Origin of the sequence: Sulfitobacter sp. M05, from assembly GCF_029285175.1 — a bacterium.
In the GTDB taxonomy this organism is placed as follows: domain Bacteria; phylum Pseudomonadota; class Alphaproteobacteria; order Rhodobacterales; family Rhodobacteraceae; genus Sulfitobacter.
In genome coordinates this window covers 795,313-821,918 of sequence record NZ_JABEDH010000001.1, presented here as the reverse complement: position 1 = coordinate 821,918, position 26,606 = coordinate 795,313, and the positions used below count along the sequence as shown (strand labels likewise).

The 26,606-nt window shown below is 57.4% G+C and carries 21 protein-coding genes and 1 tRNA gene; 12 read left to right on the top strand and 10 right to left on the bottom strand.

Annotated elements, in window-relative coordinates:
• Window positions 1–95 precede the first annotated feature (95 nt).
• Together aroB and HKX44_RS04125 are read right to left on the bottom strand one after the other, a co-directional pair.
• Window positions 96–1,217: a 3-dehydroquinate synthase gene (gene aroB / locus HKX44_RS04130; protein ID WP_276150028.1), complete on the bottom strand. Its 1,122-nt coding sequence runs from the start codon at window positions 1,215–1,217 to the stop codon at window positions 96–98.
• The gene (locus HKX44_RS04125; RefSeq protein WP_276150027.1) at window positions 1,210–1,806 is read right to left on the bottom strand and encodes a shikimate kinase; all 597 of its coding nucleotides are present in this window, start codon (window positions 1,804–1,806) and stop codon (window positions 1,210–1,212) included. The genes aroB and HKX44_RS04125 overlap by 8 nt, the downstream gene beginning before the upstream one ends.
• 80 nt (window positions 1,807–1,886) lie before the next feature.
• On the opposite strand from HKX44_RS04125, the gene HKX44_RS04120 reads away from it, so the two are divergent.
• Genes HKX44_RS04120 through HKX44_RS04110 form a run of 3 tightly spaced genes read left to right on the top strand, consistent with a single transcriptional unit; the run spans window position 1,887 to window position 4,601 of the window.
• Window positions 1,887–2,036 (top strand): hypothetical protein, encoded by a 150-nt coding sequence (locus HKX44_RS04120; RefSeq protein ID WP_276150026.1) that lies wholly within the window; start codon window positions 1,887–1,889, stop codon window positions 2,034–2,036.
• Between the two features lie 57 nt (window positions 2,037–2,093).
• A complete protein-coding gene (locus HKX44_RS04115) occupies window positions 2,094–3,623 on the top strand; it encodes a hypothetical protein (RefSeq protein WP_276150025.1) in 1,530 nt (509 codons plus the stop codon).
• Between the two features lie 3 nt (window positions 3,624–3,626).
• Window positions 3,627–4,601: a site-specific tyrosine recombinase XerD gene (locus HKX44_RS04110; protein ID WP_276150024.1), complete on the top strand. Its 975-nt coding sequence runs from the start codon at window positions 3,627–3,629 to the stop codon at window positions 4,599–4,601.
• Here the strand turns inward: HKX44_RS04110 and HKX44_RS04105 are convergent.
• On the bottom strand, window positions 4,538–5,365 hold the full coding sequence (locus HKX44_RS04105) for a metallophosphoesterase family protein (protein ID WP_276153696.1): 828 nt from the start codon (window positions 5,363–5,365) through the stop codon (window positions 4,538–4,540). The two genes, HKX44_RS04110 and HKX44_RS04105, sit on opposite strands and share 64 nt — an antisense overlap.
• A gap of 99 nt (window positions 5,366–5,464) precedes the next feature.
• On the opposite strand from HKX44_RS04105, the gene HKX44_RS04100 reads away from it, so the two are divergent.
• Both HKX44_RS04100 and HKX44_RS04095 read left to right on the top strand, forming a co-directional pair.
• Window positions 5,465–6,787, top strand: coding sequence for an HlyC/CorC family transporter (locus HKX44_RS04100; RefSeq protein WP_276150022.1), 1,323 nt, complete (start codon window positions 5,465–5,467; stop codon window positions 6,785–6,787).
• Between the two features lie 224 nt (window positions 6,788–7,011).
• Window positions 7,012–7,932 (top strand): hypothetical protein, encoded by a 921-nt coding sequence (locus tag HKX44_RS04095; RefSeq protein ID WP_276153191.1) that lies wholly within the window; start codon window positions 7,012–7,014, stop codon window positions 7,930–7,932.
• A 17-nt stretch (window positions 7,933–7,949) separates the two neighbouring features.
• Here the strand turns inward: HKX44_RS04095 and HKX44_RS04090 are convergent, their stop codons facing one another.
• Window positions 7,950–10,373: an FAD-dependent oxidoreductase gene (locus HKX44_RS04090; RefSeq protein ID WP_276150020.1), complete on the bottom strand. Its 2,424-nt coding sequence runs from the start codon at window positions 10,371–10,373 to the stop codon at window positions 7,950–7,952.
• 542 nt (window positions 10,374–10,915) lie between these two features.
• On the opposite strand from HKX44_RS04090, the gene HKX44_RS04085 reads away from it, so the two are divergent.
• Both HKX44_RS04085 and HKX44_RS04080 read left to right on the top strand, forming a co-directional pair.
• A complete protein-coding gene (locus HKX44_RS04085; RefSeq protein ID WP_276150018.1) occupies window positions 10,916–13,333 on the top strand; it encodes an FAD-dependent oxidoreductase in 2,418 nt (805 codons plus the stop codon).
• A 168-nt stretch (window positions 13,334–13,501) separates the two neighbouring features.
• Entirely contained in the window at window positions 13,502–14,119 is a 618-nt protein-coding gene (locus HKX44_RS04080) for a nucleotidyltransferase family protein (RefSeq protein ID WP_276150017.1), read from the top strand.
• A gap of 164 nt (window positions 14,120–14,283) precedes the next feature.
• On the opposite strand, the gene HKX44_RS04075 is transcribed toward HKX44_RS04080, so the two are convergent.
• The 3 genes from HKX44_RS04075 to HKX44_RS04065 all read right to left on the bottom strand — a co-directional run bounded on the left by HKX44_RS04075 (window position 14,284) and on the right by HKX44_RS04065 (window position 19,892).
• Complete coding sequence (locus HKX44_RS04075; protein ID WP_276150016.1) at window positions 14,284–18,372, bottom strand: tandem-95 repeat protein; 4,089 nt, start codon at window positions 18,370–18,372, stop codon at window positions 14,284–14,286.
• Between the two features lie 988 nt (window positions 18,373–19,360).
• Window positions 19,361–19,444 (bottom strand) — tRNA-Leu (locus tag HKX44_RS04070).
• A gap of 115 nt (window positions 19,445–19,559) precedes the next feature.
• The gene (locus HKX44_RS04065; RefSeq protein ID WP_276150015.1) at window positions 19,560–19,892 is read right to left on the bottom strand and encodes a hypothetical protein; all 333 of its coding nucleotides are present in this window, start codon (window positions 19,890–19,892) and stop codon (window positions 19,560–19,562) included.
• 177 nt (window positions 19,893–20,069) lie between these two features.
• Here HKX44_RS04065 and HKX44_RS04060 point away from each other — a divergent pair, with 177 nt between their 5' ends.
• Together HKX44_RS04060 and HKX44_RS04055 are read left to right on the top strand one after the other, a co-directional pair.
• On the top strand, window positions 20,070–20,648 hold the full coding sequence (locus HKX44_RS04060) for a VTT domain-containing protein (RefSeq protein ID WP_276150014.1): 579 nt from the start codon (window positions 20,070–20,072) through the stop codon (window positions 20,646–20,648).
• Complete coding sequence (locus HKX44_RS04055; RefSeq protein WP_276150013.1) at window positions 20,645–21,109, top strand: disulfide bond formation protein B; 465 nt, start codon at window positions 20,645–20,647, stop codon at window positions 21,107–21,109. The genes HKX44_RS04060 and HKX44_RS04055 overlap by 4 nt, the downstream gene beginning before the upstream one ends.
• On the opposite strand, the gene HKX44_RS04050 is transcribed toward HKX44_RS04055, so the two are convergent.
• Window positions 21,106–21,531 carry an Lrp/AsnC family transcriptional regulator gene (locus tag HKX44_RS04050; protein WP_276150012.1) on the bottom strand — a complete coding sequence of 142 codons (426 nt, stop codon included), beginning with the start codon at window positions 21,529–21,531 and terminating at the stop codon, window positions 21,106–21,108. The two genes, HKX44_RS04055 and HKX44_RS04050, sit on opposite strands and share 4 nt — an antisense overlap.
• Window positions 21,532–21,640: 109 nt before the next feature.
• Here HKX44_RS04050 and rocF point away from each other — a divergent pair, with 109 nt between their 5' ends.
• Window positions 21,641–22,561 (top strand): arginase, encoded by a 921-nt coding sequence (gene rocF / locus HKX44_RS04045; RefSeq protein WP_276150011.1) that lies wholly within the window; start codon window positions 21,641–21,643, stop codon window positions 22,559–22,561.
• Between the two features lie 11 nt (window positions 22,562–22,572).
• Complete coding sequence (locus tag HKX44_RS04040; protein WP_276150010.1) at window positions 22,573–23,625, top strand: ornithine cyclodeaminase; 1,053 nt, start codon at window positions 22,573–22,575, stop codon at window positions 23,623–23,625.
• 10 nt (window positions 23,626–23,635) lie between these two features.
• Here HKX44_RS04040 and HKX44_RS04035 read toward each other — a convergent pair whose 3' ends face one another.
• Window positions 23,636–24,808, bottom strand: coding sequence for an FAD-dependent monooxygenase (locus HKX44_RS04035; protein WP_276150009.1), 1,173 nt, complete (start codon window positions 24,806–24,808; stop codon window positions 23,636–23,638).
• A gap of 87 nt (window positions 24,809–24,895) precedes the next feature.
• Window positions 24,896–25,351 carry an RNA polymerase-binding protein DksA gene (gene dksA, locus HKX44_RS04030; protein ID WP_276150008.1) on the bottom strand — a complete coding sequence of 152 codons (456 nt, stop codon included), beginning with the start codon at window positions 25,349–25,351 and terminating at the stop codon, window positions 24,896–24,898.
• 137 nt (window positions 25,352–25,488) lie between these two features.
• Here dksA and HKX44_RS04025 point away from each other — a divergent pair, with 137 nt between their 5' ends.
• Window positions 25,489–26,328 carry a MoxR family ATPase gene (locus tag HKX44_RS04025; protein ID WP_276150007.1) on the top strand — a complete coding sequence of 280 codons (840 nt, stop codon included), beginning with the start codon at window positions 25,489–25,491 and terminating at the stop codon, window positions 26,326–26,328.
• The last annotated feature ends 278 nt before the right edge of the window (window positions 26,329–26,606 follow it).

Here is a 26,606-nt window from a genome sequence, read left to right as displayed (position 1 = left end):
TAATATCAGAGACCTATCAGGAGGCATTTAGAATCACAGTGTCGGTTTTCTTCGGATTATAACCTCCGATCTAATAACCAGAGACTGCTCTACGGTCAGGCGATACAGCGCTCTTTCAGCGCGTCTTTCAACACCCCTAAGACAACATCGCGCGGCACATCCGACGTCACAAATGCCTGACCAATTCCACGGGCCAGAATGAACCGCAGCTGTCCGTCCACAACCTTTTTGTCCTGCCCCATCAGCGCCAGTAACGCCTCGGCATCGGGCAAATCGCCCTCAATATCCGCAATGTCGGTCTTCATGCCCATGGCACGCAGATGGGCGCGGACACGGCTGGGTGTTTCCTGCGCACAAAGGCCCATCCGTGCCGAAAGTTCAAACGCCAGGGCACAGCCGATCGCCACCCCTTCCCCATGCAACAGCCGGTCGGAATAGCCCGTCGCCGTCTCCAGCGCGTGACAAAAGGTATGACCAAGGTTCAGCAAGGCACGGTCACCCTGCTCTGTCTCATCACGCACCACGATCTCGGCCTTCATTTCGACCGAACGGCGCACGGCCTTGATCCGCGCCTGCATATCCCCTGCGGCCATGGTGGGGGCATTTTCTTCAAGCCAGTCAAAAAACGCCGCATCCCCCAGCAGCCCGTATTTCACAACTTCGCCGTAACCGGCCAGAAAATCACGGGCCGCCAGCGTGCCCAGCACCGCCGTATCCGCCAAGACAAGGCTGGGCTGGTGAAACGCCCCGATCAGGTTCTTGCCCTGTGTGGCGTTAATCCCGGTCTTGCCGCCAACTGAGCTGTCAACCTGCGCCAAAAGCGAGGTTGGAATTTGCACAAACCGCACACCACGGCGCAGGATGGCCGCGGCAAATCCAACAAGGTCGCCGATCACACCGCCACCAAAGGCGATGACAACATCGTTACGCTCTACCTTTTGCGACAGCAACCAGTCGACGCAATGTTCCAGTTGGGTCCAGCATTTGGTGGCTTCCCCGGGGGGCAAACTCAGCGCTTCAGACGAAATACCGGATGTTGCCAGCCCCTCCTTCAGGGCAGCAAGGTGCAGGTCACCAACCGTATCATCGGTGATAATGGTCACCCTGCGGCGGTGCAGAACCGGCGCGACATAGGCCCCGGCCTGCGCCAGAAGATCAGGCCCGATCACCACGTCATAGGCGCGGCCCGGCAGATCAACATGAACAGTTTCAACCATCACTTGGCTCCAATACATCAGGCCGTTCAGCCAGTGCCGCGATCACCCGAACGGCCATCGCATCAATACTCAGCGCCGGATCACAGGAAACCGCGATGTCGGCCTGACTGTAAAACGGCACCCGCGCCTCAAAAAGGCTGGTCAGGGTTGCCTTGGGGTCTGGAGTGCGCAGCAAAGGACGGGTGTCCTTGTGACGGACCCGGTTCCACAACAGATCAAGATCAGCATTCAGCCAGACCGACACACCACGTTGTGAGATCACCTCGCGGTTTGCCTGCGCCAGAAACGCCCCGCCGCCCGTCGACAAGATACATTTCTCGGTGTCCAGCAGGCGGGCAATCACCTCGGCTTCGCGTTTGCGAAAAAATGCCTCGCCGTCGCGGGAGAATATCTCCGGTACACTCAAATTGGCTGCGGCTTCAATCTCGGCGTCACTGTCCAGAAAGGGTGCCGCCAGTCTGGCCGCCACGGCGCGACCAACAGCCGTCTTGCCCGCCCCCATCATCCCGACAAGAACAACCGTTTTCTTCAGGGTGTATCGGGCGGTTGCCCTACCGTCATCGGCCATGGTTTGCTCAAATTCGTTCATTTTTATCTGAATGACGTGATCTTGCCGAAAAGGCCATATATAGATTGCATAACTCTCGTGAAAAAAGACAGGCATTCTACATGGGCAAATTAATTAAGCTGCTGATCTTCCTATTAATTCTGGGATTTGCGGCGTTGGTGGGATTTGCCTATCTGGGACCATTCTTTGGTGCTGAATTTGCTCCCGTACAGGTGGAAATCCGCCAACCCGTGACTCTGGGGGTAGATTGAGTGGCGCAATCTTGCGCAAACACACTGCGGTGCCGGTTTTATTCCGGTGCTTGTGTTATGTTGCTTGCCACGCCCCTAGCAGCCCAATCGCAAGGGCCGCTGTCGGTCATCGACTGGCTTGATAGACAGCCTTCTGCACAGGCTCCTGCCCCCGTCGCTCCAAGCGGACATGATGGCCGGCCCGCAACCAAGCGCAATATCGACGAGCCTGCGGTCGCCAAAACAGCGCTGGCCCCCAACGTCGAGGTACAGCCCCTGACCCAAAGCGGTGCGCGCGAAATCGGTCTGGTGCCGCCACGGGTGACCGGTCTGCCTGCCGATCTGTGGCAGGGCAGCGACATCGGTAAGCTGGAAACAAAAATCGCCAAGCTGCCCGACTTGGTTTTGCCGGCGGCGCAATCCCTGCTCTACACCATCCTGCTGACCGAAGCACAGGCACCGGGCAACCGCACCGCTGCCGGTGATGCCCTTGCGATTGCGCGGGCGCGCAAACTGATGCAGCTGGGCGCGCTTGATCCTGCATTGGCACTGATCGAGCAGGCCGGCGTGACGACATCACCTGCGCATTTCGATCTTTGGATGCAAATCAGCTTATTGACCGGCACCGAAGACCGCGCTTGTGACAAGCTGGCGGCCGCACCGCATTTGACACGGAATTACGGAACGCGGGTGTTTTGCGATGCCCGTGAGCGGCGCTGGGAAAATGCCGCATTGACCTTTGGCACAGCAAAGGCGCTGGGCCTGTTGCCCAAGGACCAATTGGCCTTGCTTGAACGGTTTCTCGATCCCGAAGGGTTTGAAGGCGCGCCGCCCCTGCCCGTTTCGCGACAGATGACTCCATTAATGTTCCGGCTTTACGAAACCATCGGTGAACCGGTGAATACAACAAAACTACCCCGCGCCTATGCGGTGGCCGATCTGCGTGATCTTGTTGGCTGGAAGGCCCAGCTTGAGGCGGCAGAACGCCTGACACGTGCTGGTGCCTTGCCCGACAACCGGCTGCTGGGGCTTTACTCGGAACGCAAGGCCGCCGCCTCAGGCGGGGTGTGGGACCGGGTGTCGGCCCTGCAGCGCTTTGAAACCGCCTTGGCATCAGGCAGCGCCGAAGCCGTGAGCAAAACCCTGCCAACCGTTTGGCACCGTATGCGAAGCGCCGGCCTTGCGGTTGCATTTTCAGAGCTGTTTGCGACCCAGCTTTCGCAGGTAAAACTGAGGGGTAAACCCGCGCGCATCGCCTATGACGTCATGCTGTTATCCCCCACCTATGAAGAGGCCGCTGCGCGGGCGCTGCGCTCTGATCTGGCCAGCCAGGTTGCCTTGGGCGAAATGAAACCCGGGCGCCCTGCCGACATTATCCATGGTGTGATCTATGACGCCTTTTCAGATGCTGCGCCGCGCGCCGATCTGGTGGCCATGGTCAAACAGGGACGTCTGGGCGAGAGCATTCTGGACGTGCTGCGTTTGTTGCAGACCGGTGCAAGGGGCAATGACAAAGCACTGCGCGACGCCCTTGCCACCTTGCGGGCGCTGGGCCTTGAGGACACGGCGCGCCGTGCGGCCCTTCAGACTTTATTGTTGGAACAATAGCCCATGCAAAGCGACACGTTTCATTGGATTTCTTCCTTTCTTGAGGCGCAGGCCGCCGAACTGGGGGCGGCGACGAATACGCAACTGGCCTATGGCCGGGACCTTAAGGATTTTGATGGCTATCTGGCGCGCAAGGCCTTGGATTTTAACGCCGCCAGCCGCGATGACGTCGAAAACTACCTGATCTATTGCGACGCGCAGGGGTTGGCGAAATCCACGCGCGCACGGCGCCTGTCCGCAATCAAACAGCTGTATCGTTTTGCCTTCGAAGAAGGGTTGCGGCAGGACAATCCGGCGATCCAGATTGCGGGGCCCGGTCAGGACAAACGCCTGCCCAAAATCCTGTCTGAGGACGAAGTTGACCGGCTGCTTGACGCGGCCCGCGCGTCCGGGCGCAGTCCGCGTGATCGGTTGCGCAACACCTGCTTGATGGAATTGCTTTACGCCACGGGGATGCGGGTGACCGAATTGGTCGGCCTGCCAATTTCAGCCACGCGCGGCGACCCCCGCCTGTTGTTGATCATGGGCAAAGGCGGCAAGGAACGTATGGTGCCCCTGTCCCCGCCGGCCCGCGTGGCCCTTGCCGCATGGCTTGAGGATCGCGACCTTCAGGATGCTGAAGATCGGCAGAAGCGCAAACCTGCGTCGCGCTTCCTCTTCCCTTCGCGTGGAAAGTCCGGCTATCTGACGCGCCACCGGTTTTATCTGTTGATCAAAGAGTTTGCCGTCGCTGCCGGTGTTGATCCTGTTAAGGTCACGCCCCATACGCTGCGCCATGCTTTTGCAACCCATCTGCTGGCCAATGGGGCCGATTTGCGGGCCATCCAGACGATGTTGGGACATGCTGATATCGCCACGACCGAGATTTACACCCATGTTCTGGAGGAACGCCTGTCAGAACTGGTATTGGAACGTCATCCTCTGGCCGATACCGGTACCCGCAAATCTGGTGGCAACACATCTTCTGAGGGCCAGTAACCGCTGATCAACCCGTCGCGGTAACCCAGTGGTAGTCCGGCTTGTGCCATGTCCGCCGCCGCCGCCGTGTTGTCATAGGACAGGTTCTCAATCCGTACTTTACCCTGTTCCAACACAATAAACCGCGTCTTCGGCTGCCCGTCATGGGGCGGCATCCCGATCACACCGGCATTGATCCAGCGCCCCTGTGGCGTGGTTTTTACAAAGGGCACACCAGCATGGCCGGCAAGGATATGATCCACAGGACCAACGGCCTGTTCCACTGCGGCCCATTCCTGCGCGAAAACACCGGCATCACAGCTTGGCCAGATAAATCGGGACACATCGGTCATGCCGCCATGGATCACCGCATAACGCGCGCCATGGTGGCGAAAGCTCACTACATCCGGCAGCCCCGCCATCCATACCTTGTCAGCATCGGCCAGAACCGATGATGCAAATACGTACCACCCTGCACTGAGCAGGTCACAGGCACTGCCATCTTCAAAGCCACACCCGCAATCAGGCGCACCACTGCCCAGCTGGATTTCACAATTGCCTGCCACTATCGCACATCCAAGGGCGCGCAGCTGTGCCACTGTTCGTGCCGGCGCGCCGCAATAGGCCACCAGATCACCGGTACAGATCATCTGCGCCGCAGGGATCGCGCGCGTCTGTGCTTCCTTGATCACTGCTGCCGTGGCCTGCGCATTCGAATAGGGTCCGCCGAAAACCAGCACATCACCGTCAAGAAGTCCCAAATCCAGATGCCTGATACCGACCATATCCACCTCTCTTGAATGGCACCCTGAATGGCGCCCTTGAACGCAGCGCCGCGCGGCCCCATAACACAATAAACTAGTATCACATGGACATCTTCCCGAATGGAACCCTCTACCTCGCTCCTCGACACTTCGTTTATTGATGGGGCATTCTGGTTCAGTACCGGCATCATCTTTCTTTTGCTGATCCTCTCTGGCTTTTTCTCAGGCTCCGAAACCGCGTTGACGGCCGCCTCTCGCGGCAAGTTGCGCACCCAGGCGGACAAAGGATCAAAAGGTGCCGAACGCGCCTTGCGGATCACAGAAGATAACGAGCGGCTGATCGGCTCTGTCCTGCTCGGCAACAACCTTGTGAATATCCTTGCCACCTCGCTGGCGACCACCCTGTTTCTGGGCCTGTTTGGCGAAAGCGGTGTGGCCTATGCCACCCTTGCAATGACGCTTTTGGTGCTGGTCTTTGCCGAGGTTCTGCCAAAGACCTATGCCATCACCAATTCGGAACGGGCGGCGGCACTGGTCTCGGGACCGATTTCAATTGTGGTGCGCATCTTTTCACCCATCGTAACAGCGGTGCGCCTGTTGGTACGCGGCATCCTGCGTCTGACTGGCGTGACCGTCGACCCGGACAGCAACATTCTGGCCGTGCGCGAAGAGATCGTCGGTGCGCTGCAACTGGGCCATTCTGAAGGGGTGGTCGAAAAAGAGGACCGCGACCGTATCCTTGGCGCGCTTGATCTGGCAGAACGCGTCGTTGAGGAAATCATGCTGCACCGTTCTGGCATTGAGATGATTGACGCCGATGCAGACCCCTCCGATGTCTTGAATAAATGTCTTCAGTCAAACCACACCCGTTTGCCAGTGTATCGCGATGATCCGGAAAACATCATCGGAGTGATCCACGCCAAAGACCTGTTGCGCGCGATGTACAAGCTTATCGGCGGTCCAGAAGGCGACGCATCGGTTCTGAAGAAATTCGATGTCTCTTCTGTGGCCATGAAACCCTATTTCGTGCCGGAAACATCGACACTAGACGAACAGATGCGCCAGTTCCTGCGCCGGCGCACACATTTTGCGTTGGTGGTGGATGAATACGGATCGCTTCAAGGGCTAATCACCCTTGAGGATATTCTGGAGGAGATCGTTGGCGAGATCACTGATGAATTTGACCCTGACGCTGATCACCAGCTGTTGCCGGGTGAAGATGGACACTATTACGTGGACGGGGCCATGACGATCCGCGATTTGAACCGGGCGACGGACTGGTCACTGCCAGATGATGAGGCCAACACATTGGCCGGTCTGGTGATCCACGAAGCCCAGATGATCCCGACAGCCGGTCAGGTCTTCAGCTTTCACGGGTTCCGTTTCGAAGTCACCTCACGCGAGGGTAACCGGATTACCCAACTCAAGATCAGGCCGCTTTGAACCACGTTATCTGTTGCCAGGCCTAAACACCGGGTCCGAATACATCGGCACCAAGCCGCGCGCAGTGAGGTTTTCGCGTCAACAACCGTCCCTGCGTAACCGGACATTAAGATCAATCTTGCATACCACCTGAGGAACGGGCCGACGGAACGGCCCACAAGGAAGACATGCGGATTTTAAGATCATTTGGACTGGTTTGTTTGGCTTGGCTCTGGCTGCCTGGCATGGCCTATGCCGACTGCGACCAACTTATGTCAGTGATCGATCTGGCACAAGACACCTTTAGCGTCGAGACAGGGCCAGACCAGAACCGCCTGACCGAAATCAACAAATTAATCCGCAGCATCAACAATGATGACATGCTGGCGATCCTGCGACAGTCGGGACAGGCGCATTCTTTCGGCTCTGTGCGCCATTTCCTGACCGTACTGATGTTCATCGCTGATCGCCCGCAGGAGGAATTGAACCGCCCTGTAACCTTTGATCAGGATCTTGCCAAAACCGCGACCGTTTTGCACGAAGCCTGTCGCGGACAAACCGACCTTAACGCGGCGACAACTCCCGATCACAGTCGACCGGCCTCTATTCGTCCCGGTCAAACCGCAAGATGGCGTCGCCTGCCAAGATGGGTTGCTGATATCGAAGCCGAGATTGCCGAACACCGCAACCAGTTGCGTCTGCTGGGGGTTGCGATGCTGGGCCTTGTTCTCGCTGTATTGTTTGCTATTGCGGTTCATATCGCGCTTAAGGTGTTTCGCATTGTTCATCGTGGACGCTCCATTTGCGATGTCCCAATGCACGCGCATGTTCTGGGCCGACGCATCGACGGGCGGATTACAAACATCAGCCGGCGAGGATGCACCATCGTCCCGGCCATGTTGGCCGAGAGTGATGATGAACTGGACGGCGGCGATACCGCTTTGATTGCGCGCGGCACCTATTTCAACATCAAGGTTGGCGATTATACCTTGAATGCCCGCACATTGACCGAGGGAAACGACTTCTATCAGGTTATATTCTCCACGCCGTTAAGCCAGAAAAAACGGCGGGAAGTATTGCACAATTCCCTGCGCCCTGCGCGTTACGACCTCAGTTCTCTACATTGGTACAACATTCGCCGTCGTTCTTTCGGCATCGGGTCGTGACAGCAGGCCGAAAGCCCTTAACTGCGCAGCTTGCTGCCCTGTGGGTCAAACGGCGGCTCTGCCAGAATGGTTGCCTGATGGGGCAGGCCAAGCACCATCACATCGACGACGTCCCCGGGTTCCGCATCTTTGACAAACCCCAAGGCCAGGGATTGCCCCACCCCATACCCATAAGCACCCGATGTCACGCGCCCGATCCCCTCGCCGTTCCTAAAGATCGGCTCGCCGCCGGAAGCATCCGCGTTCGAGGCATCGGTTTGTGCTGCATCGAGCGCCAGCACAACAAGGCGTTCCCGGGCCGGCTTTGCCATTGTTTCGGCCACAGCCGCTTTGTTAAGAAAATCCTTGTCCATCTTGCACAGGCGTTCAAGGCCAACTTCCTGCGGCCAGTATTCGGGGGAATATTCGCGGCTCCATGAACCATACCCCTTTTCGATCCGCAGTGACATCAGCGCCCGCGATCCTACAGGCCCCGCCCCATGGGCCGCCCCTTCAGCGATAAGCGCCGCAAAGAGCCGGGCCTGATCCTCGACCGCGCAATGCAATTCCCAGCCCAGATCCCCGGTGAAGCTTACCCGAAGCGCAAGACATCGCACCCCTGCCAGTTCGACCCAAGCCGAGCGCATGAAGGCAAAGTCCTCTGTCGCAAGGGACGTGTTGGTCATCCGCTGCAATATCTCGCGCGACTTTGGTCCGGCGACGTTAAATCCGCACATCGCCTCTGTCCGGCTCTCGAACGTTGTGCCCTCGGGCAGCGGTATTTGTTTGAAGAACCGCTGATGATACCGCTCGGCCATCCCCGACCCGATGATCCAGAACTCCTCATCGCCCATACGTGTCACGGTGAAATCACCCGCGATCCCGCCGCGTGTACCGATCAGAGGTGTCAAACAAGAGCGCCCAACCGCCTTGGGCATGTTATTCGCGAACAAGGCGTTCAGCCATGTTTCGGCACCGGGACCGGCGCATCGGTACTTCGCGAAATTGGAAATATCGATAATGCCCGCCTGCTCGCGCAGCATCCGGCTTTCGCGGCCAACCTGTTCCCACCAGCCCTGCCGGGTGAAACCTTCGGTCACATCCTCGGATCCAACCGGCTGCCCGTAATAAAGCGGATGTTCCCAGCCGTAATTCAATCCGAACACCGCCCCCAAATCGCGCTGGGCGTCATAGGCGGGACGTTTGCGCATCGGCCTGCCAGCACTGCGTTCCTCATTCGGGAAATGGATCTTGAACCGGTTGGCATATTGGTCGCCCACCCGCGCCTTGGTAAAGGCTGCATCCGCCCAATCGCCGAACCGCGCGACATCCCATGCAAACATGTCATAGCGGCTTTCACCGGTGACAATCCAATCTGCCGCCAACAGCCCCATGCCGCCGGATTGCGAGAACCCGGGAATAATTCCGTTACAACAGAAATAGTTGGACAGTTCCGGCAAGGGGCCGAACAGGACATTGCTGTCCGGCGACCAGATCATCGGCCCGTTGATCACCCGCTTGATCCCCGCGGTTCCAACCGCCGGAACGCGGTCAATCGCGCGCATCATATTGTCTTCGATCCGTTCTAGATCATCGGCGAACAATTCATGCCCAAAACCCTGCGGTGTGCCGTCCTCGGCCCAGAACCGCATGTCTTTTTCATAAGCCCCAACAAGCAGCCCCTTGCCTTCCTGACGCAGGTAATACTCGCCGTCACGGTCCGCCACCGAAGGCAGTCGCCGGTCCAGACCGTCGATCTCGGCAATGGTTTCGGTTACAAAATACTGGTGTTCCGTAGGCTGAAGCGGCAGTTTCACCCCAGCCATTGCCGCCACTTCACGGCCCCACAGCCCGGCGGCATTCACGATCCACTGGGTGGCGATGTCCCCCTTTTCGGTGCGCACAATCCATGTGCCGTCGGGCTGTTGTTCGGTGCCTGTGACGGGACAGAACCGGATAATCTCGGCACCGTTCTGGCGGGCACCGGTGGCATAGGCATTGGTCACCCCGGAAGGATCAACATTGCCGCCGTTCTCCTCGAACATGATACAACGAATGCCGTCGTAATTGACCAGCGGATGCAGCGCCTCGGCCTCCGCGCGGGAAACCTCGCGGAACGGCATGTTGTAATATTTCGCCTTTGCTGCCTGCAAACGCAGCTGATGTTCGCGTGCCTCGGTCTGCGCCAGATAAAGGCTGCCGGGTTGGAACACGCCGCAAGACTGCCCGGTCTCGGCCTCAAGCGCGTTATAAAGATCCATCGTGTAATTCTGAATGCGGGTGATGTTGTTATTGTCATGCAACCCGTGAATGTTGGCCGCCGCGTGCCATGTCGATCCCGACGTCAGCTCGTCACGTTCCATTAGAACCACATCGGTCCAGCCAAGTTTGGTCAAATGATAAAGGATCGAGCAGCCGATAACACCGCCTCCGATCACAACAGCTTGGGCATGGGTGCGCATGGGCAGGGTCCTGGCGTTTGGTTTCGTTAAGACCTAATCTGGCCCTGACCAATGGCCACCGATTGCCGTTCCCCGACATGTTCTGTCGGAAAATCACATCCCTTTTAAGTCAGACGGCTGGCTCTATCCATTACAAGCACAGCCCACCCCTTTTCGGCAGGATTTGTCACGCGAAATGCAACTGTTCCCGCAGGCCTTTCCCTTGCGACAGGTCTTGCAACACGCGGCTTTCAATTCCTGTGGACCGATGAATTTCAGGAACTGTTCAAGCGATGTCATCTCTGGCGGGGCGCTGAAACTCTGCATTGGCGCGGCAGAAGCATTTCCCACGGCCATCAGCAGCCCGAACAACAGAGCAATACCTGATTTATACATTTTAGAACCCCAACAACGTTTATCTTTAGTGGAATTAACTAAATATTAACAACTTTAAGTGTCAAGGCCAGACTCATCGGTTTACTGCGACAAATTACGTCGGTTTCAGACTTGCAAAGGAGAAAGCCCCGCCGTCACCTAGGGTCACCCAGTGAAGGAGATCCCCCATGCAAACATCCACCCGTGTTCTGATTATTGGCGGCGGCGTCGTCGGCGCGTCGGTTCTTTACCATCTGACCAAACTGGGCTGGTCCGATGTCATGCTGGTTGAACGTTCGGAACTCACCTCCGGCTCCACATGGCATGCCGCGGGCGGGTTTCACACGCTGAACGGTGATACGAATATGGCCGCGCTTCAGGGGTATACGATCCGGCTGTACAAGGAGTTGGAAGAGATCACCGGCATGTCTTGCGGATTGCATCACGTGGGTGGCGTGACTCTGGCCGACAATCAGGACCGGTTTGACATGCTGCTGGCAGAACGCGCCAAGCACCGGTTTATGGGGCTGGATACGGAAATCGTTGGTCCCGAAGAAATCAGGAAAATCGCACCGGTTACCAACACCGACGGGATCATCGGCGGACTTTACGATCCGCTGGACGGGCATCTTGATCCTTCGGGTACCACCCATGCCTATGCCCGTGCGGCCAAGATGGGCGGAGCGACCATTGAAACCCATTGTATGGTACAAGAGACAAACCAACGCCCGGATGGTACCTGGGATGTGATCACCGACAAGGGCAATATCCACGCCGAGCATATCGTTAACGCAGGGGGGCTATGGGCGCGTGAAGTCGGGGCGATGGCCGGTGTCTATTTCCCGCTGCATCCGATGGAACACCAGTATCTGGTTACCGAAGACGTGCCGATGATTGTCGAGATGATGAAGGACGGGATCGAACATCCCCATGTGATGGACCCGGCCGGCGAATCCTATCTGCGCCAAGAGGGCAAAGGCCTGTGTATCGGATTTTACGAACAACCCTGCCGGCCTTGGGCGGTTGACGGCACCCCGTGGTCCTTTGGACAGGACTTGTTGCAGGATGACTTCGACAAGATCGAGGACAGCATCGCCTTTGCCTATAAACGGTTCCCCGATCTGGAACGCGCGGGGGTGAAGAATGTCATTCACGGGCCGTTTACCTTTGCCCCTGACGGAAACCCTCTGGTTGGGCCCGTGCCCGGAATGCGCAATTATTGGTCTGCATGTGGTGTTATGGCTGGCTTTTCCCAAGGTGGGGGCGTCGGTCTGATGCTGGCGCAATGGATGATCGAAGGCGAACCTGAACGCGATGTCATGGCGATGGATGTTGCGCGGTTCGGGGATTGGATCACCCCCGGGTATACCTTGCCAAAGGTGATCGAGAACTATCAAAAACGGTTTTCCGTCTCCTACCCCAACGAAGAACTGCCCGCCGCACGGCCACATCGCACCACGCCGATGTATGACATCTTTAGCAAGATGGGCGCGGTCTGGGGCCAGCAATACGGGCTGGAAGTGGCCAATTACTTTGCAACTGGCGCAGAGCCGGATTTTGAAACCCCCTCCTTCCGCCGCTCGGACGCTTTTGGGGCCACTGCCCGCGAAGTGAAAGCGGTGCGTGAAAGCGTCGGCATCAATGAAGTGCAGAATTTTGGTAAATATTTGGTCAAAGGCCCACAGGCGCGGGCTTGGCTGGACCAGATCATGGCGGGGCGTGTGCCGGCCAAGGGACGTTTGTCCCTCACACCGATGCTATCGGAAAAGGGCAAGTTGATTGGGGATTTCACCATCTCTTGTCTGGCTGAGGACCTGTTTCAGCTGACCGCATCTTACGGTTCGCAGGCTTACCATTTCCGCTGGTTCCTCAACCACTTGCAAGACGGAGTTGACGTCGAAAACATCTCTGACCGGCGCACTGGATTTCAAATCGCGGGACCACGGGCCAGGGATGTGCTTCAGGCCTGCACCCGCCACGACGTCAGCGATATGAAATTTCTTGATGTGCGCGAAATGACCGTCGGACAAAGCAGCTGCATCGTGCAAAGGGTCAGTTATACCGGCGATTTGGGGTTCGAAGTTTATTGCAACCCGATGGATCAGCGTAGCCTTTGGAACACCCTTTGGAGCGCAGGACAGGCGCATGGGATCACCCCGTTTGGGATGCGCGCGATGATGTCTTTGCGGCTGGACAAGTTCTTTGGCTCGTGGATGGCCGAATTTTCGCCGGATTACACCGCGGCGGAAACTGGGTTGGACCGGTTCATCAGCTTTAAGAAAAACACCGATTTCATCGGTCGCGCCGCCGCCGAAGCCGAGCGCGCAACGCCCCCTGCCCGTCAATTGGTTGCCTTTAAGGTTGAGGCACAAGATGCCGACGTGCAGGGGTACGAACCGATCTGGCTGGACGGGGCAGTGGTTGGTTTTTGCACATCCGGCGGGTATTCGCATTTTTCCAACACCTCGGTGGCCCTTGGATTTGTGCCGCGCGATCGTGCCCAAGAAGGGCTTGCCGTCGAGATCGAAATTCTTGGGCAGATGCGCCCGGCGACGCTCATCACAACAGCACTTTTTGATCCTGATGGCACTGCAATGCGTGGCTAGAGAAGTTTGCGTGTAACCTGAAACATCTAACGCTGCCTGAAATCAGCGATTTCAACACGTTAGATGATACTGTGTGCTTCAATGTAAACGCGAAACGCTATAAGCGCCGATGAAGCATGAAAAGACCGCCACCTTACCATTGCTGCCTGCGGCGGTTAAGGTGGCGGTATGACAAGACATAATTTGCCCATCATCATCCTTGCTGCCGGTGCCTCAAGCCGTATGCGCGGACGTGATAAGTTGCTTGAGGAGGTAGACGGTCTACCGCTGCTGCGCCAACAGGCTTTGAAGGCCTGCGCCGTCACCAATGGCCCTGTGCTGGTTGCCCTCCCCACACCGCCCCACGCCCGGTATGATGCCCTTAGGGGGTTGGAAGTGCTGCCTTTTGCAGTGCCGGACGCCGATGAAGGGATGAACGCCAGCCTGCGCCGGGCCTTTGCTGCCCTGCCATCAACTGCGCCTTGCGCGATGGTCTTGCTGGGGGATTTGCCCGATGTCACGGCGGGTGATCTGGCGACGGTTGCAGATGCGATTGATCTTAACACAGGTGCGCTGATCTGGCGCGGGGCCACACAGGACGGTGGTGCCGGTCATCCGATCATTTTCGATCATACCCTGTTCCCCGCTTTTGCCGATCTGACAGGAGACAGTGGCGGGCGCGAAGTTGTCGCCCAGGCCAAGGGGCGCGTGACATTGGTGCCCTTGCAAGGGCAACGGGCCCGCCTTGACCTTGATACACCGGAAGACTGGGAGAACTGGCGCAGGGCGCAGCACCCACCTGTGTAACGGTCCGCCCCCAAAGCCAAAAAAGTGAGCGGGGCAGTTTACCGCCCCGCTCTGGTCGTTTGCCTAAGGTGATACATCCCTGACAAACAGCTGCATATTTCTGACAGGCGATAAATCCGCCTGCCGTTGTTTCCTATCGGGGGCCCCCGCCCCTGAAATGCGGCCTATTCGGTAAGCAGCTTGGCCTCGTGTTTTTTCAGTGACCGGCGGGCCGATGCATAGCTTTCCACACCCGCCTTGGTGGCCAATTCCGGGAACAGTTCCAGAATTTCCTGCCTTTGTTCCTTGCCGATCCCGGCCAATGACATGTCGCCGGGCTGGAAGCTTTCGGTCCAGGTGCCGTCAGACAGGATCACCTCATGCTGGTCAAACATGATATGGATATAGGTGGTCTGCGATACATCCACGATGTCCACACCTTCCAAATCTGTCAGGTGCTTGGCCGCCACCAGAACCTCACGCTCTTCGAAATAAAGTGCAGTCTTGTCATTGGCGACCAGAACCCGGTGATTGGGGGAAACCATCATATCCTGCTCGGGCAAGGCATTGCCAAGGGCCCCCTGACGGATCAGCACCGGCTTGAGGTGGGCCGCACGCGCCAGCTCGGCGCCGGACATATTGCGGGCCCCAACCCAACGGATTTCCTGAATGCCATTGTCGCGGGTAATGACACGGTCCCCAACCGCCAGCGTCTCGACCCGGCGTTCCCCTTTCGGCGTGGCAATTTTGGTGCCCGGCGTGAAACAGGGAATGACGTTTTCAATCTCTTCAAACACCAGCTGGCCGGCGTCCTCGCCCTCTTCGTTGAAATAATTAACAACACCGTCTTCCCGATCATCCGATGTGTAAACAACTTCAAGCCGCCCGCCTTCGGGGGCCGAACCGCGCAGGTCCAGCGTGTCGGTGTCAATCGGGCCGGACCCGCCGTCAACAACATCCCCCGCACCAACCGCGGCAAACATGTCCTGACCGGCACCGCCTGTCATGGTGTCTTCACCTGCGCCGCCGCGCAGGGTGTCATCCCCCTGACCGCCTTGCAGGTTGTCGTCGCCGTCGCCGCCCTCTAGCAGATCATCATCACCGCCGCCATCAAGGACGTCGTCCCCATCGCCGCCCATCAGGATATCATCGTTGCGGTTCCCGCGCAGGGTGTCATCGCCGTCGCCGCCCATCAGGGTGTCTTCGCCGGTGCCGCCGTCAATGGTGTCATCCCCTTGACCGCCCAGCAGGGAATCATCACCCGATCCGCCCCGAATGGTGTCATCGTCAATCTGGCCATCAATGGTGTCATCACCCGAGCCACCGACAAGGCTGTCACCATCGTCAGCGCCAAAGATCACATCGTCACCGGCACCGCCCAAGACAACATCCCGTCCGTTGTCCGGGTTACGATCCGGCGAAAACGGCGACCCCGCAGTTTCCTCATCCGGAATGTCCAACAAATCACCGATGCCGTCGGGATCATTGCCGGCATAGATCGTATCATCGCCATCGCCACCTAAGATCGTGTCACTGCCTTCGCCGCCAACGATGCGGTCATCGTCCGCGCCTCCGGTCACAAGGTCATTGTCGATGCCTGCGTCAATCACATCCTCGCCGGCACCGCCACTGATCGTGTCACGGTCATCGCCGGTTGTGATGGTATCATCACCCGTCCCGCCTATGACAGAGTCGCGGTCATTCTCCGGGTCATCGTCGCCCGCAAAACCCAAGCTGTCTGTCGCCGCATCAGGATAGCCCTGATCGGGTGCCAGATCCGGCCCCGATGTGTCGATCACGTCATTGCCAGCACCACCAGCCACTGTGTCATTGCCGTCTTCCCCGAGGATGCTGTCATCGCCTTCGCCGCCGGTGATATTGTCATCACCCAGACCGGCCATAACCGTGTCATCCCCCGCGCCGGCACGGATGATATCGTCGTTCGGCGCTTGGCCAGCGATGATCGCATCGTCATTGTCGACGCGGTCCCCGTCAGGGTCACCCAAATATTCAGTGTCGATCAGATCATCGTCGCCTGTCCCATCGACAATGCCGTCGCGATCCCCGGGGTCCGCCACATTGACAATCAGCGTGCCCGTGTCCGTTAAGGCATCAGGCGCGCCTTCGGGACGGTCTGAAATCGTATAGGTGATTTCGGCAGGGCCCTTGAACCCGTCGTTCGGCGTAAAGGTCAGTGCGCCCTCTGGTGTGATGACAACATCGCCGTCGGGGCTGATTGCACTTACGACGCGCAGCGGGTCTGCGTCCGTGTCGGTGTCATTGGTAAGTACCTCGATGTCTTCGATCGGGGTGTTGTAGGGCGTGCCCATCACGTCATCTTCGGCAATCGGTGCATCGTTCACCGGCGTCACCGTGACAACGGCCTCAGCAGTATCAGAAGCGCCGTCCGGGTCAGTCAAGGAATAGCTGATTATGGCGTCCCCGCTAAATTCGGCAGCCGGGGTGAATGTCACGGTGCCATCGCCATTGTCGACAACGGAGCCCTCGGATGGGTCAACCGCCAGATCGCCAATAACCAGAGTGTCCAAGCCGTTGTCGGGATCGCTGTCATTGCCGCGCAGATCGACTATGACTGCCGTGTCTTCCTCTGTTGTTGCGGTATCGTCGTTCGCAACGGGCGGGGCCGGAACCACCGGCGTGACGTCAATCACATGCTCTGCGCTGGCTTCGCCGCCATTGCCGTCGGACACCGAATAGCTGATGGTTGCGGGCCCTGTGAACGCCTCTGCCGGGGTGAACACCACTGTGCCGTCGCCATTGTTTAACAACGCCCCCTGTGCTGCGGGCACTGTGGCTGTGGTCACAACCAAGGTATCGCCGTCGATGTCGCTGTCGTTTTCCAACAGGTTAACCGTGACGGGCGTTTCTTGCGGCGTGGTGGCCGTGTCGTCCGCGGCGACCGGATCGTCATTCACAGGGGTTACTTCAACGGCAACTGTCCCTTCGGCACTGTTGCCGTCTGGGTCTGCGACCAGATAGGAAATTGTACTGGGGCCGTTGAACTCTGCTGCTGGTGTAAACAACAGCTGGTTTTCAACTATCTCGACGGTGCCCTGCTCTTCTGACACCGAAGCTTCGGTGATGGTCAGGGCATCGTCTTGTGGGTCGGTGTCATTATCCAGCACGTCAATGGTGATTGCCGTGTCCTCTGGCGTCTCGGCTGTATCCGGGTTGGCAACCGGTGCGACGTCCACGGGGTTTACGGTGACGGTATGTGCGGCGCTGGCTTCCAAACCTTCTGTGTCGGCAATGGTATAGCTGATTGTCGCGTCACCGATGAAGTCAGGGGCCGGTGTGAAATCAACCGTCCCATCCCCGTTATCGACAAGCGCCCCCTGCGCTGTCGGCACGATTGCCTCAATAACGCGGAAGCCGTCACTATCAACATCGCTGTCATTGGCCAACAAATCGACTGTGACCACAGTGTCCTGATCCGTTGAATCTGCGTCATCTAATGCCACAGGCGCATCATTAACGGGGTCCACAAGCACGGTGACCTCACCGGTATCGGTGTTCCCGTCCGGGTCGGTGAGCGTGTAGGAAAAACTGGTCTCGCCGCTGAAATCGGGATTTGGCAAGAAGGATACCGTGCCGTCGCCCAGATCGGTCACTGTGCCGTCGGCGCTGACAAAATCACCAATTTCCAAATCCGCACGCGGATCGTCCGGGTCGGTGTCATTGCCCCGCAGATCAATGATCACGGCGGTATCTTCGTCGGTCTCGCCACTGTCATCAATCGCCGTCGGTCCCATGTCCACCGCCAGATTGTCATCAAAAACCAGATTGTCCACCGCGCCGGACCCTTCGAAACGGATCTCCATCCGCGACACGCCGTCAACGGACAGGCCAACCGTGCGTTCACCACCGTCATCGGTGGGTTGAACGAAATGTTCTTCGATGACCCCACCGTCAGCGTCATAAAACACCATTACCGTGCCGTCACCGCTGGTCTCTTCAATGTCCTTGAAAGTCAGGGACTTGATAAGGGAGGGTGCTTCAAAGTCGAAAAAGATACTGCCGCCGGCGTCAGTGTCATCGGGATCACTGGTGTCGCCATCTTCCGAGATGATCAGCACGCCGTCGAGGGTATCAGACGCCAGATCGGTATCGTCGCCTGTGGGGTTATCTGTGTCAAAGGTCATCGCCTGCCCTGAGCCACCTACAGCCGAAACCGTCACCCCATCCGTTGCCTGATACTCATCATCAATAACGGTACCGGCTGCAAATGCATTAAAATCAAGTGTACGGATCATTGGTTGGTCTCCTGGACGTTGCCACGCGTGCCGCGCGGTCTGGCCGTTCTGGACAGTGGTTTGGAAAGACTGTGCGCGAAGGAGCAAAAGACCGGCCAAGCAGCAATCGTAGGATTTGACGATGGCAGTGGCGCAAGCCTCATAGATCTACTCCGTTCAAATTTCCCCCCTCGCACACGGCACGTGAACAAGGGCGGCACACAAAGACACGCCAAACAAATGGCCGACCAAACAAACGGGATACTGTATCGGGCAGCACGCAGCCGGACATTCAGTGTCCGGCAACGCCGTGAGGACGGTCGCGCATCGCGCAGCGTCCACACGTATCCTGCACCCATTTTGGATGCGTGAATGTGTGGCCGCCCCCGACCAATAGACAGTGCCCCCCAGTTGGGCAGGAACATTGATACCCCTGCAAAATGGTCCAACAAAGGGAAAAATGTCGAGAAATTGTCAGGATTGCCGTGAGCGGGCCGCCTTAAGTGCCGGGTTCACCCCCGTATGGGGACACATGACCAGAGCGATTGTTTCCACGGAAAATTCAAAATAAGGTGGATGTCGCCGTATAACCCTCTGAATATAATACCTAAAACATAGGAAACACTTCTTAAAAAATAGTTAATTGTAAGCAGGCAGGAAACAATCACAGGATGAAAGGATCATTAAAATTTGCGCCATATTCTCGTCTAAATTGTAAAATCACTGTCGCTAATTTGGAACCAATAATCCCAAAATTGCACCATTGCCGCACAACTCTACCCTGGCGGGAGGGTGAATTCGAATCGATTTAGCAAGCTTACCGCGCCACCAAAATGCCGGAATCGCCCGCGATTTCTGCGGTTGCAAATCCACGATTTTACTGGTCTGCGCAGACTGAAAAACACAATAGTTCCCACGGGCCACGCGGTCATTTCCTTGACGGCTGGACACCTATTAAAGGTCATGTGGTGGCGGAAAAATAAAATTGGTGGCTGGTTATTAAACCAGTTGGTACCCGTGGCCGGACTTGAACCGGCACGCATTGCTGCATCAGATTTTGAATCTGACGTGTCTACCATTCCACCACACGGGCACTGTTCGGACCTGCTACAAAGCGAATTGTGATTCGACAAGGGCTATCGCAGGATCATCCCGATTAAGTCTGTTGTGCAGTCCGTTCCAACATCATTTTCCTTGGGGTCAGGACCCTAACACCCCTGTGCTGCCTGGCCACGGGCCAGCGTCTCTTTGTCGGCATAGACTGCTGTCGGCACTCTGGGCTGTTGGTGGCTGCGGATGATGGCGGATTTAGTGGCAAAGCAACGGCAGTTGACGGCATCAGGTTGTGCTTGGCAAAAAGCCAGTTCCTCGCTGACAGCGGCATTAAATTCCGCCTCATTGGCACCGGATGCCCCGCCAGATCCGCCCGACGTCAATGGCGGCACCTGAAATACGCCGTAAACGACGGCCGCGCCGCCAATCAGCATGAAAAATAAAATGCGAAAGTTGTAATGCACATCTGGGCCCTTCTTTCGGGTCACGCAATAGCATCAAATCCTTAAGCTCGGATTGAGTGGAAAATCCCAGTTCGGTTCGAATTGAGGATGTCGCGTAACAGTACCGTGATCAAACCGCCCGATTACGCGCCCGCGACCCGCCCACCCTTGACCCCACGCCGGTGGTATGGTGTTGCAAGACACCTAAAAAGAGCAGCTTAGATGTTAAAACGTCTCTATAACTGGACCCTCGGACTTGCCCAGCATCCTCATGCCCTCTGGGCGCTTGCAACGGTGGCCTTTGTCGAAAGTTCGTTTTTTCCAATCCCGCCGGACATTATCATGATCCCGATGATCATCGCCCGTCCCAACCGCGCCTTTGTGATTGTTACGGTGGCGCTGGTGGCTTCGGTGCTGGGTGGATTGCTGGGCTATGCCATCGGGGCTTTTGCCTATGAAACCATCGGGCAACCGATGCTGGCGACCCTTGGCAAAGCTGAAGCGATGGAGGCCTTTGCCGATCGCTTTAACGGCGTCGGTTTCTGGGCTGTTCTTGCCGCAGGGGTAACCCCGTTTCCCTATAAGGTCATCACCATTATGTCCGGCTGGACGGCGATGCCTCTTGGTACCTTTATTGTCACCTCGATCATTGCACGGGGACTGCGCTTCTTTATTGTCGCGCTTTTGTTATGGAAATTCGGGGCCCCGATCCGTGACTTCATCGAGAAACGTCTAGGCCTGATGTTCACTCTTCTTGTTATCCTGCTGATTGCCGGATTTTCTGTGGTAAAGTTGATATGACACCTAAGACCCTGATAACTCTTGCAACCTTCGGGTCTGCGGCGCTTTTGCTTGGGGCTTTTGGGTTCCAGCATATTGGCGGTCTGGCCCCTTGCCAGATGTGCCTTTGGCAACGCTGGCCCCATGCGGCGGCGGTTCTGATTGGTGTGGCGGCCCTGCTGGGCGGTCCGCGTCTGCTGGCCTATCTCGGGGCTTTGGCCACCGCGACCACCGGTGCGATCGGCGTTTTCCATGCTGGTGTCGAATGGGGATGGTGGCCCGGGCCCACATCCTGCTCTGGCGGTGGTGCCGACCTTGGCGCGCTGGATGGAGGGGCCTTGCTGGCGCTGGATACCCCCACCGGCGTTGTCATGTGTGACGAAATTGTCTGGCAACTGTTTGGCCTGTCGATGGCAGGCTGGAACGCGTTGCTCGCCTTTGGCCTGACGGCTCTTTGGGTCATGGCGGCGCGGCGCGGCTAACCCGCCTTTCGGGTTTTCAACAACAGGTTGGTTTCACTGGCCACGATCCCGTCCAGCCGTCTGATCCGCGTCAGTACCGCATCAAAGGCTTCAAGCGTTGCGGTGCCAATCTCGACAATCACATCCCAGCGGCCATTGGTTGAATGCACCGCCCGCACCTCAGCAAAGCCGGTCAGCTGTCGCGTGATCCGCTCGGTGCCCCGCCCTTCGATCCCGATCATCATCAGCCCGCGCACAGGGTCGCGCATGACATCGGCACGGGTCAACACCGTGAAGCCCACGATTTCGCCGCGCTCTTGAAGCCGCGCAATCCGCGCCCTTAGTGTCGTGCGCGACGTGTCGAGCGCATGTGCCAGATCAGAAAGCGGCATGCGCGCATCGTGACGTAGGGCGGCAACGATGCGGTTATCCAAATCGTCCATTTCACATTCCATTTTGATCAATTTATAACCATTACGGTCAATTTGACCGCTTGTCGATGACCAATAGCGCCAGATAGATCAGGGCATCCCAATTCACAGGAGTGATCCCATGTCCCAGTCCCCTTGCATTCTGATCGGCTGTCCGCTGGACAGTGGTAAACGCCGCCAAGGCTGCCTGATGGGGCCGGATGCCTATCGCACCGCCGGACTGGCGCAAGCCTTACAAGATCTTGGCCACCCGGTTGAAGATCGCGGCAACGTCTCACCTGCCCCCTTCACCCCCAAGGACCACCCTAAAATCGTAGCACTTGAGGAAACCATCGCCTGGACAACCGCCCTTGCCGATGCCTCGGAAGCGGCAATGCCCGATGGTGTGCCGATCTTTATGGGTGGCGATCATGCCCTCTCGCTGGGCACCGTTCTGGGGGCCATGCGCCACGCCGAAAAGGTAAAACGCCCGCTTTTCGTACTGTGGCTGGATGCCCATACGGATTTCCACACACCGCACACCACTGACAGCGGCAACCTGCATGGCACACCATTGGGCTATGTCACAGGTCGCGACGGGTTTGACGGCTTTCCAATTGTCGACACCCCCGTCCCGCAGGAAAACATTGCCATCATCGGCCTACGCTCGGTTGATGCCGCCGAACGCGCCGCCTTGCAGGAAACTGATGTCACCTATGTCGACATGCGCGAGATCGACGAGACCGGCATTGCGAAACCGCTTTCTGCGTTCCTCGCCAAGGTCGCAGCCGCTAACGGACTGCTGCATGTCTCCCTTGATGTCGATTTCCTTGACCCTTCTGTCGCCCCTGCCGTCGGCACCACCGTACCGGGCGGTGCTACCGTCCGCGAAGGCCATCTGGTGATGGAGATGCTGCATGACAGCGGTTTGATGACATCGCTTGATCTGGTCGAACTGAACCCGTTTCTGGACGAACGCGGCCGCACCGCAACCCTGATGGTTGACCTGACCGCATCGGCCTTTGGCCGCCGTGTCTTCGACCGCCCGACCCGCGCATATTAAAGGATACTTCCATGACAAACCTGAAACCTTCGTCCAAAGCGCTGGTGCCCTTTGTTTCCGTCGATCACATGATGAAACTGGTGCATCATATCGGCATCGAAGAAATGCTGCGGGGCATCGCCGATTACATTGAAACCGATTTCAAACGCTGGGAGTTGTTTGACAAGACACCACGCGTCGCCAGCCATTCCGACAGTGGTGTGATTGAACTGATGCCAACTTCGGACGGCGATGTCTACGGTTTCAAATATGTGAACGGCCACCCCTCCAACACAGCGGACGGTTTGCAAACGGTGACCGCCTTTGGTCTGCTCGCGGATGTGGCGTCAGGATACCCTGTGCTGCTCAGCGAAATGACCTTGCTCACTGCATTGCGCACGGCAGCGACCTCTGCCCTGGTGGCGCGGGTGCTGGCCCCTAAGAACGCCAAGGTCATGGCAATGATTGGCAACGGGACACAATCCGAGTTCCAAAGCCTTGCGATGAAGACCATTGCAGGGATCGAAGAGGTACGGCTTTACGATATTGACCCGGCGGCCACCGCCAAATGTGCCAACAACCTGAAGGGGCTCGGGCTGCGTGTGACAGCTTGCAAGAGCGCCGAAGAGGCGATGGAGGGTGCCCAGATCATCACCACCTGCACCGCTGACAAACAATATGCCACCATTCTGACCGACAACATGGTTGGCGCAGGGGTGCATATTAATGCCATCGGAGGGGATTGCCCCGGCAAAACGGAACTGGCCCCCGCGATCCTGCACCGTTCTGAGATTTTTGTCGAATACCCGGAACAGACAAGGATCGAGGGTGAAATCCAGCAAATGGAAGCTGACCACCCGGTTACGGAATTCTGGGAGGTGCTGACCGGTGCAGCCAAGGGGCGGACCGACGAGAAACAGATCACCCTGTTTGACAGTGTCGGTTTCGCGATCGAGGATTTCTCAGCGCTGCGTTATGTGCGTGACCAGATTGCCGAGACCAAGCTGTTTCATCCGCTGGACCTGTTGGCTGATCCTGATGATCCGCGCGATCTGTTCGGCATGTTACAACGCGCCAAAGCCTAAAAGCAGAAACCTACTTTTTTTGGGGGCGCGTGACGTCATGGCTGTACAGCCAGTTAAACGCCCCCAACATTTGCGATGGTGCAATGCTGCTGCCGACCCGCAAGCCAAGGTGTGCAAGACTACGCATCGGGCCGGGGCGCAGGTGATAGCGGTGGGCATTCTTTTCAGCTGCGGCAACCACCCGCCTGACCCGCGCCTCTCGGAGCTTTTGGTACCCGGCCAGCCAGTCCCCCCGTCCATGCGCGGCAGCTTCGGCCAAGATCCAGGCATCTTCCAAGGCCATATTCGCACCTTGCGCAAGAAATGGCAGGGTTGGATGGGCAGCATCGCCCAACAGGGCAACACCCTGCTGTTGCCAGGTCTGCGCCACTGGGTGCAGATGTAACCCCCAAAGGGTCACCTCGCGCACCGCCTCAATCATCTGGCCCGCATCACCGCCAAAATCGGCAAATGCCGCTTGCAGATTGGCCGGATCGTCGTGGTGGTTCCACCCTTCAGCGGCCCAGCCGGCGCGCTCTTCCACGGCCACCAGATTGATCATACGCCCGCCCCGCAACGGATAGCTGACCATATGACGGCCTGCCCCCATATGCACCTGCGCCTGCGCCGGGTGGTTAATCGTATTGGGCACCAGCGCGCGCCAGGCAACCTGTCCCGAAAAGGCAGCAGTGTCCGGCCCGTTCAGCACTGGACGGGCCAGCGAATGAATGCCGTCCGCAGCGACAATCAATTCGGCGCGCCGGCTGCTGCCGTCGGCCATCTGCACCTGCGGCGTTGGTCCGGGGTGTATGCTGGCAACCTGCGCACCCATTTCAAAAGTCACATTGGCGCGTTTCGCCGCACCGGCCAGAAGGTCGATCAGATCGGTGCGATGGACAAAGAAATAACGTTGCGTCTTGGGCAAACGGTCCAGCGGTAAACGCGCCACCTGCGCGCCTGTGGCACCGTCGCGCAGCACCACAGCCTCGCCCTGCACCGATTCCTTGGTCCGTAAACCCGCTTCCAATCCAAGGGCACGCAGAACCGCCAAACCGTTGGGGCTAACCTGAAGGCCGGCCCCGACTTCGCGCAGGGCATCAGCCTGTTCCAACAGCGTCACTGCAACCCCACGTCGTGCCAGAGCGGCCGCAGTCGCCAAACCACCGATCCCGCCACCGACGACAACTGCATTGGAAATGTTCATCAATATCCCCCAGACAGAAGCGCCGGAGGCAAAGCTCCGGCGTTTTCTAATTCAAAATGGTTCTATTTCAGCATAACAGGGCGGAACTCAATCGTCGCGGTGTACTTTTTCCCGCCGTTCGTGTTTTTCCTGCGCTTCTAGACTCATGGTCGCAATCGGACGTGCATCCAGCCGTTTGAGTGAAATCGGATCACCGGTTACCGAACAATACCCAAATTCGCCCTCTTCAATACGGCGCAGTGCAGCGTCGATTTTAGAGACCAATTTGCGTGCCCGATCCCGTGTGCGCAATTCCAGCGCCCGGTCGGTTTCTTCGGACGACCGGTCAATCACATCTGGAATATTGCGCGTCCCATCCTGCAATGCCTCAATGGTGTCCCGGCTGCCCTCGATCAATTCGGACTTCCAGTTCAATAGCTTACGTCGAAAATACTCAAGCTGGCGGTCGTTCATGAAAGGTTCATCTTCGGCCGGTGAATAATTTTCAGGCAGGAAAACTTCCTGTTTCATATCATACCCCTCAACTGTTTTCGTTTCTGGCATACGAGACCCCTCTCCCCGAGATCGCCCCCCAATGACGCTGCGTCTATCTTAGCCGCTTAGAATTGTCACTACACAATTCCTTTGATTTTTGGTTAAAGGCATTGTTCAAGTCCATAATCAGAAGGTTGAAAAGAAAGATGAAATTCCAAGGCACTGCTGATTATGTGGCAACCGATGACCTTACGATCGCGGTGAATGCCGCGATTACGCTGGAACGCCCCCTTTTGGTGAAGGGCGAACCGGGCACCGGCAAGACCGAGCTGGCAAAACAGGTTTCCGCCGCGCTTGGATTGCGGATGATTGAATGGAACATCAAATCCACCACGCGGGCCCAGCAGGGCCTTTATGAATATGACGCGGTAAGCCGTTTGCGCGACAGCCAGCTGGGCGAAGAGCGGGTACATGATGTGGCCAACTATATCCGCAAAGGTAAGTTGTGGGAGGCCTTTGAGGCAGGCGAAAAAGTTGTGCTGTTGATCGATGAAATCGACAAAGCCGATATCGAGTTCCCAAACGACCTCTTGCAAGAACTTGATAAAATGGAATTTTTCGTCTACGAGACTGGTGAAATGATCAAGGCGACCAACCGTCCAATTGTGATCATCACCTCGAACAATGAGAAAGAACTGCCCGATGCCTTCTTGCGGCGCTGCTTCTTCCATTACATCCAGTTCCCCGAAATGGAGACCTTGAAAAAGATCGTCGAAGTTCACCACCCTGACATCAAAGAAAACCTGCTGAATACTGCCCTGACCCAGTTTTACGATATCCGCGACCAGCAGGGGCTTAAGAAAAAACCCTCGACATCGGAGGTCTTGGACTGGCTCAAGCTGTTGTTGGCCGAAGACATGGACGCGGCAGACCTGAAAGCCGACGGGGCATCCGCCCTGCCCAAACTTCACGGTGCGTTGCTGAAAAACGAACAAGACGTGCATCTGTTCGAAAGACTTGCCTTCATGGCCCGCGGCGGGCGTTAACTGCCAAAGTGCAACCAATTTAACTTAAAACCCAGCAAAGCGCGCCCGTCTGTGTGTGCTTTGCAACATTTTGACTTCGGCCCGACCAGGGGACATGACAGCTTTGCCCTGTAAGTCCGCTTTATTGTGTCATTTTTTGGGTATGCCCCAAAATTTTCGTTTGAACTGAATACCCCCTGCCCCAATTCAGGTTTTTTGCCCCAAATTTGCCTTAATTGCTCCCTAGTAAGGTCGGGATGGAAGGCGAAAAGACCTGAAATCCAATCGTCCAACAAGGA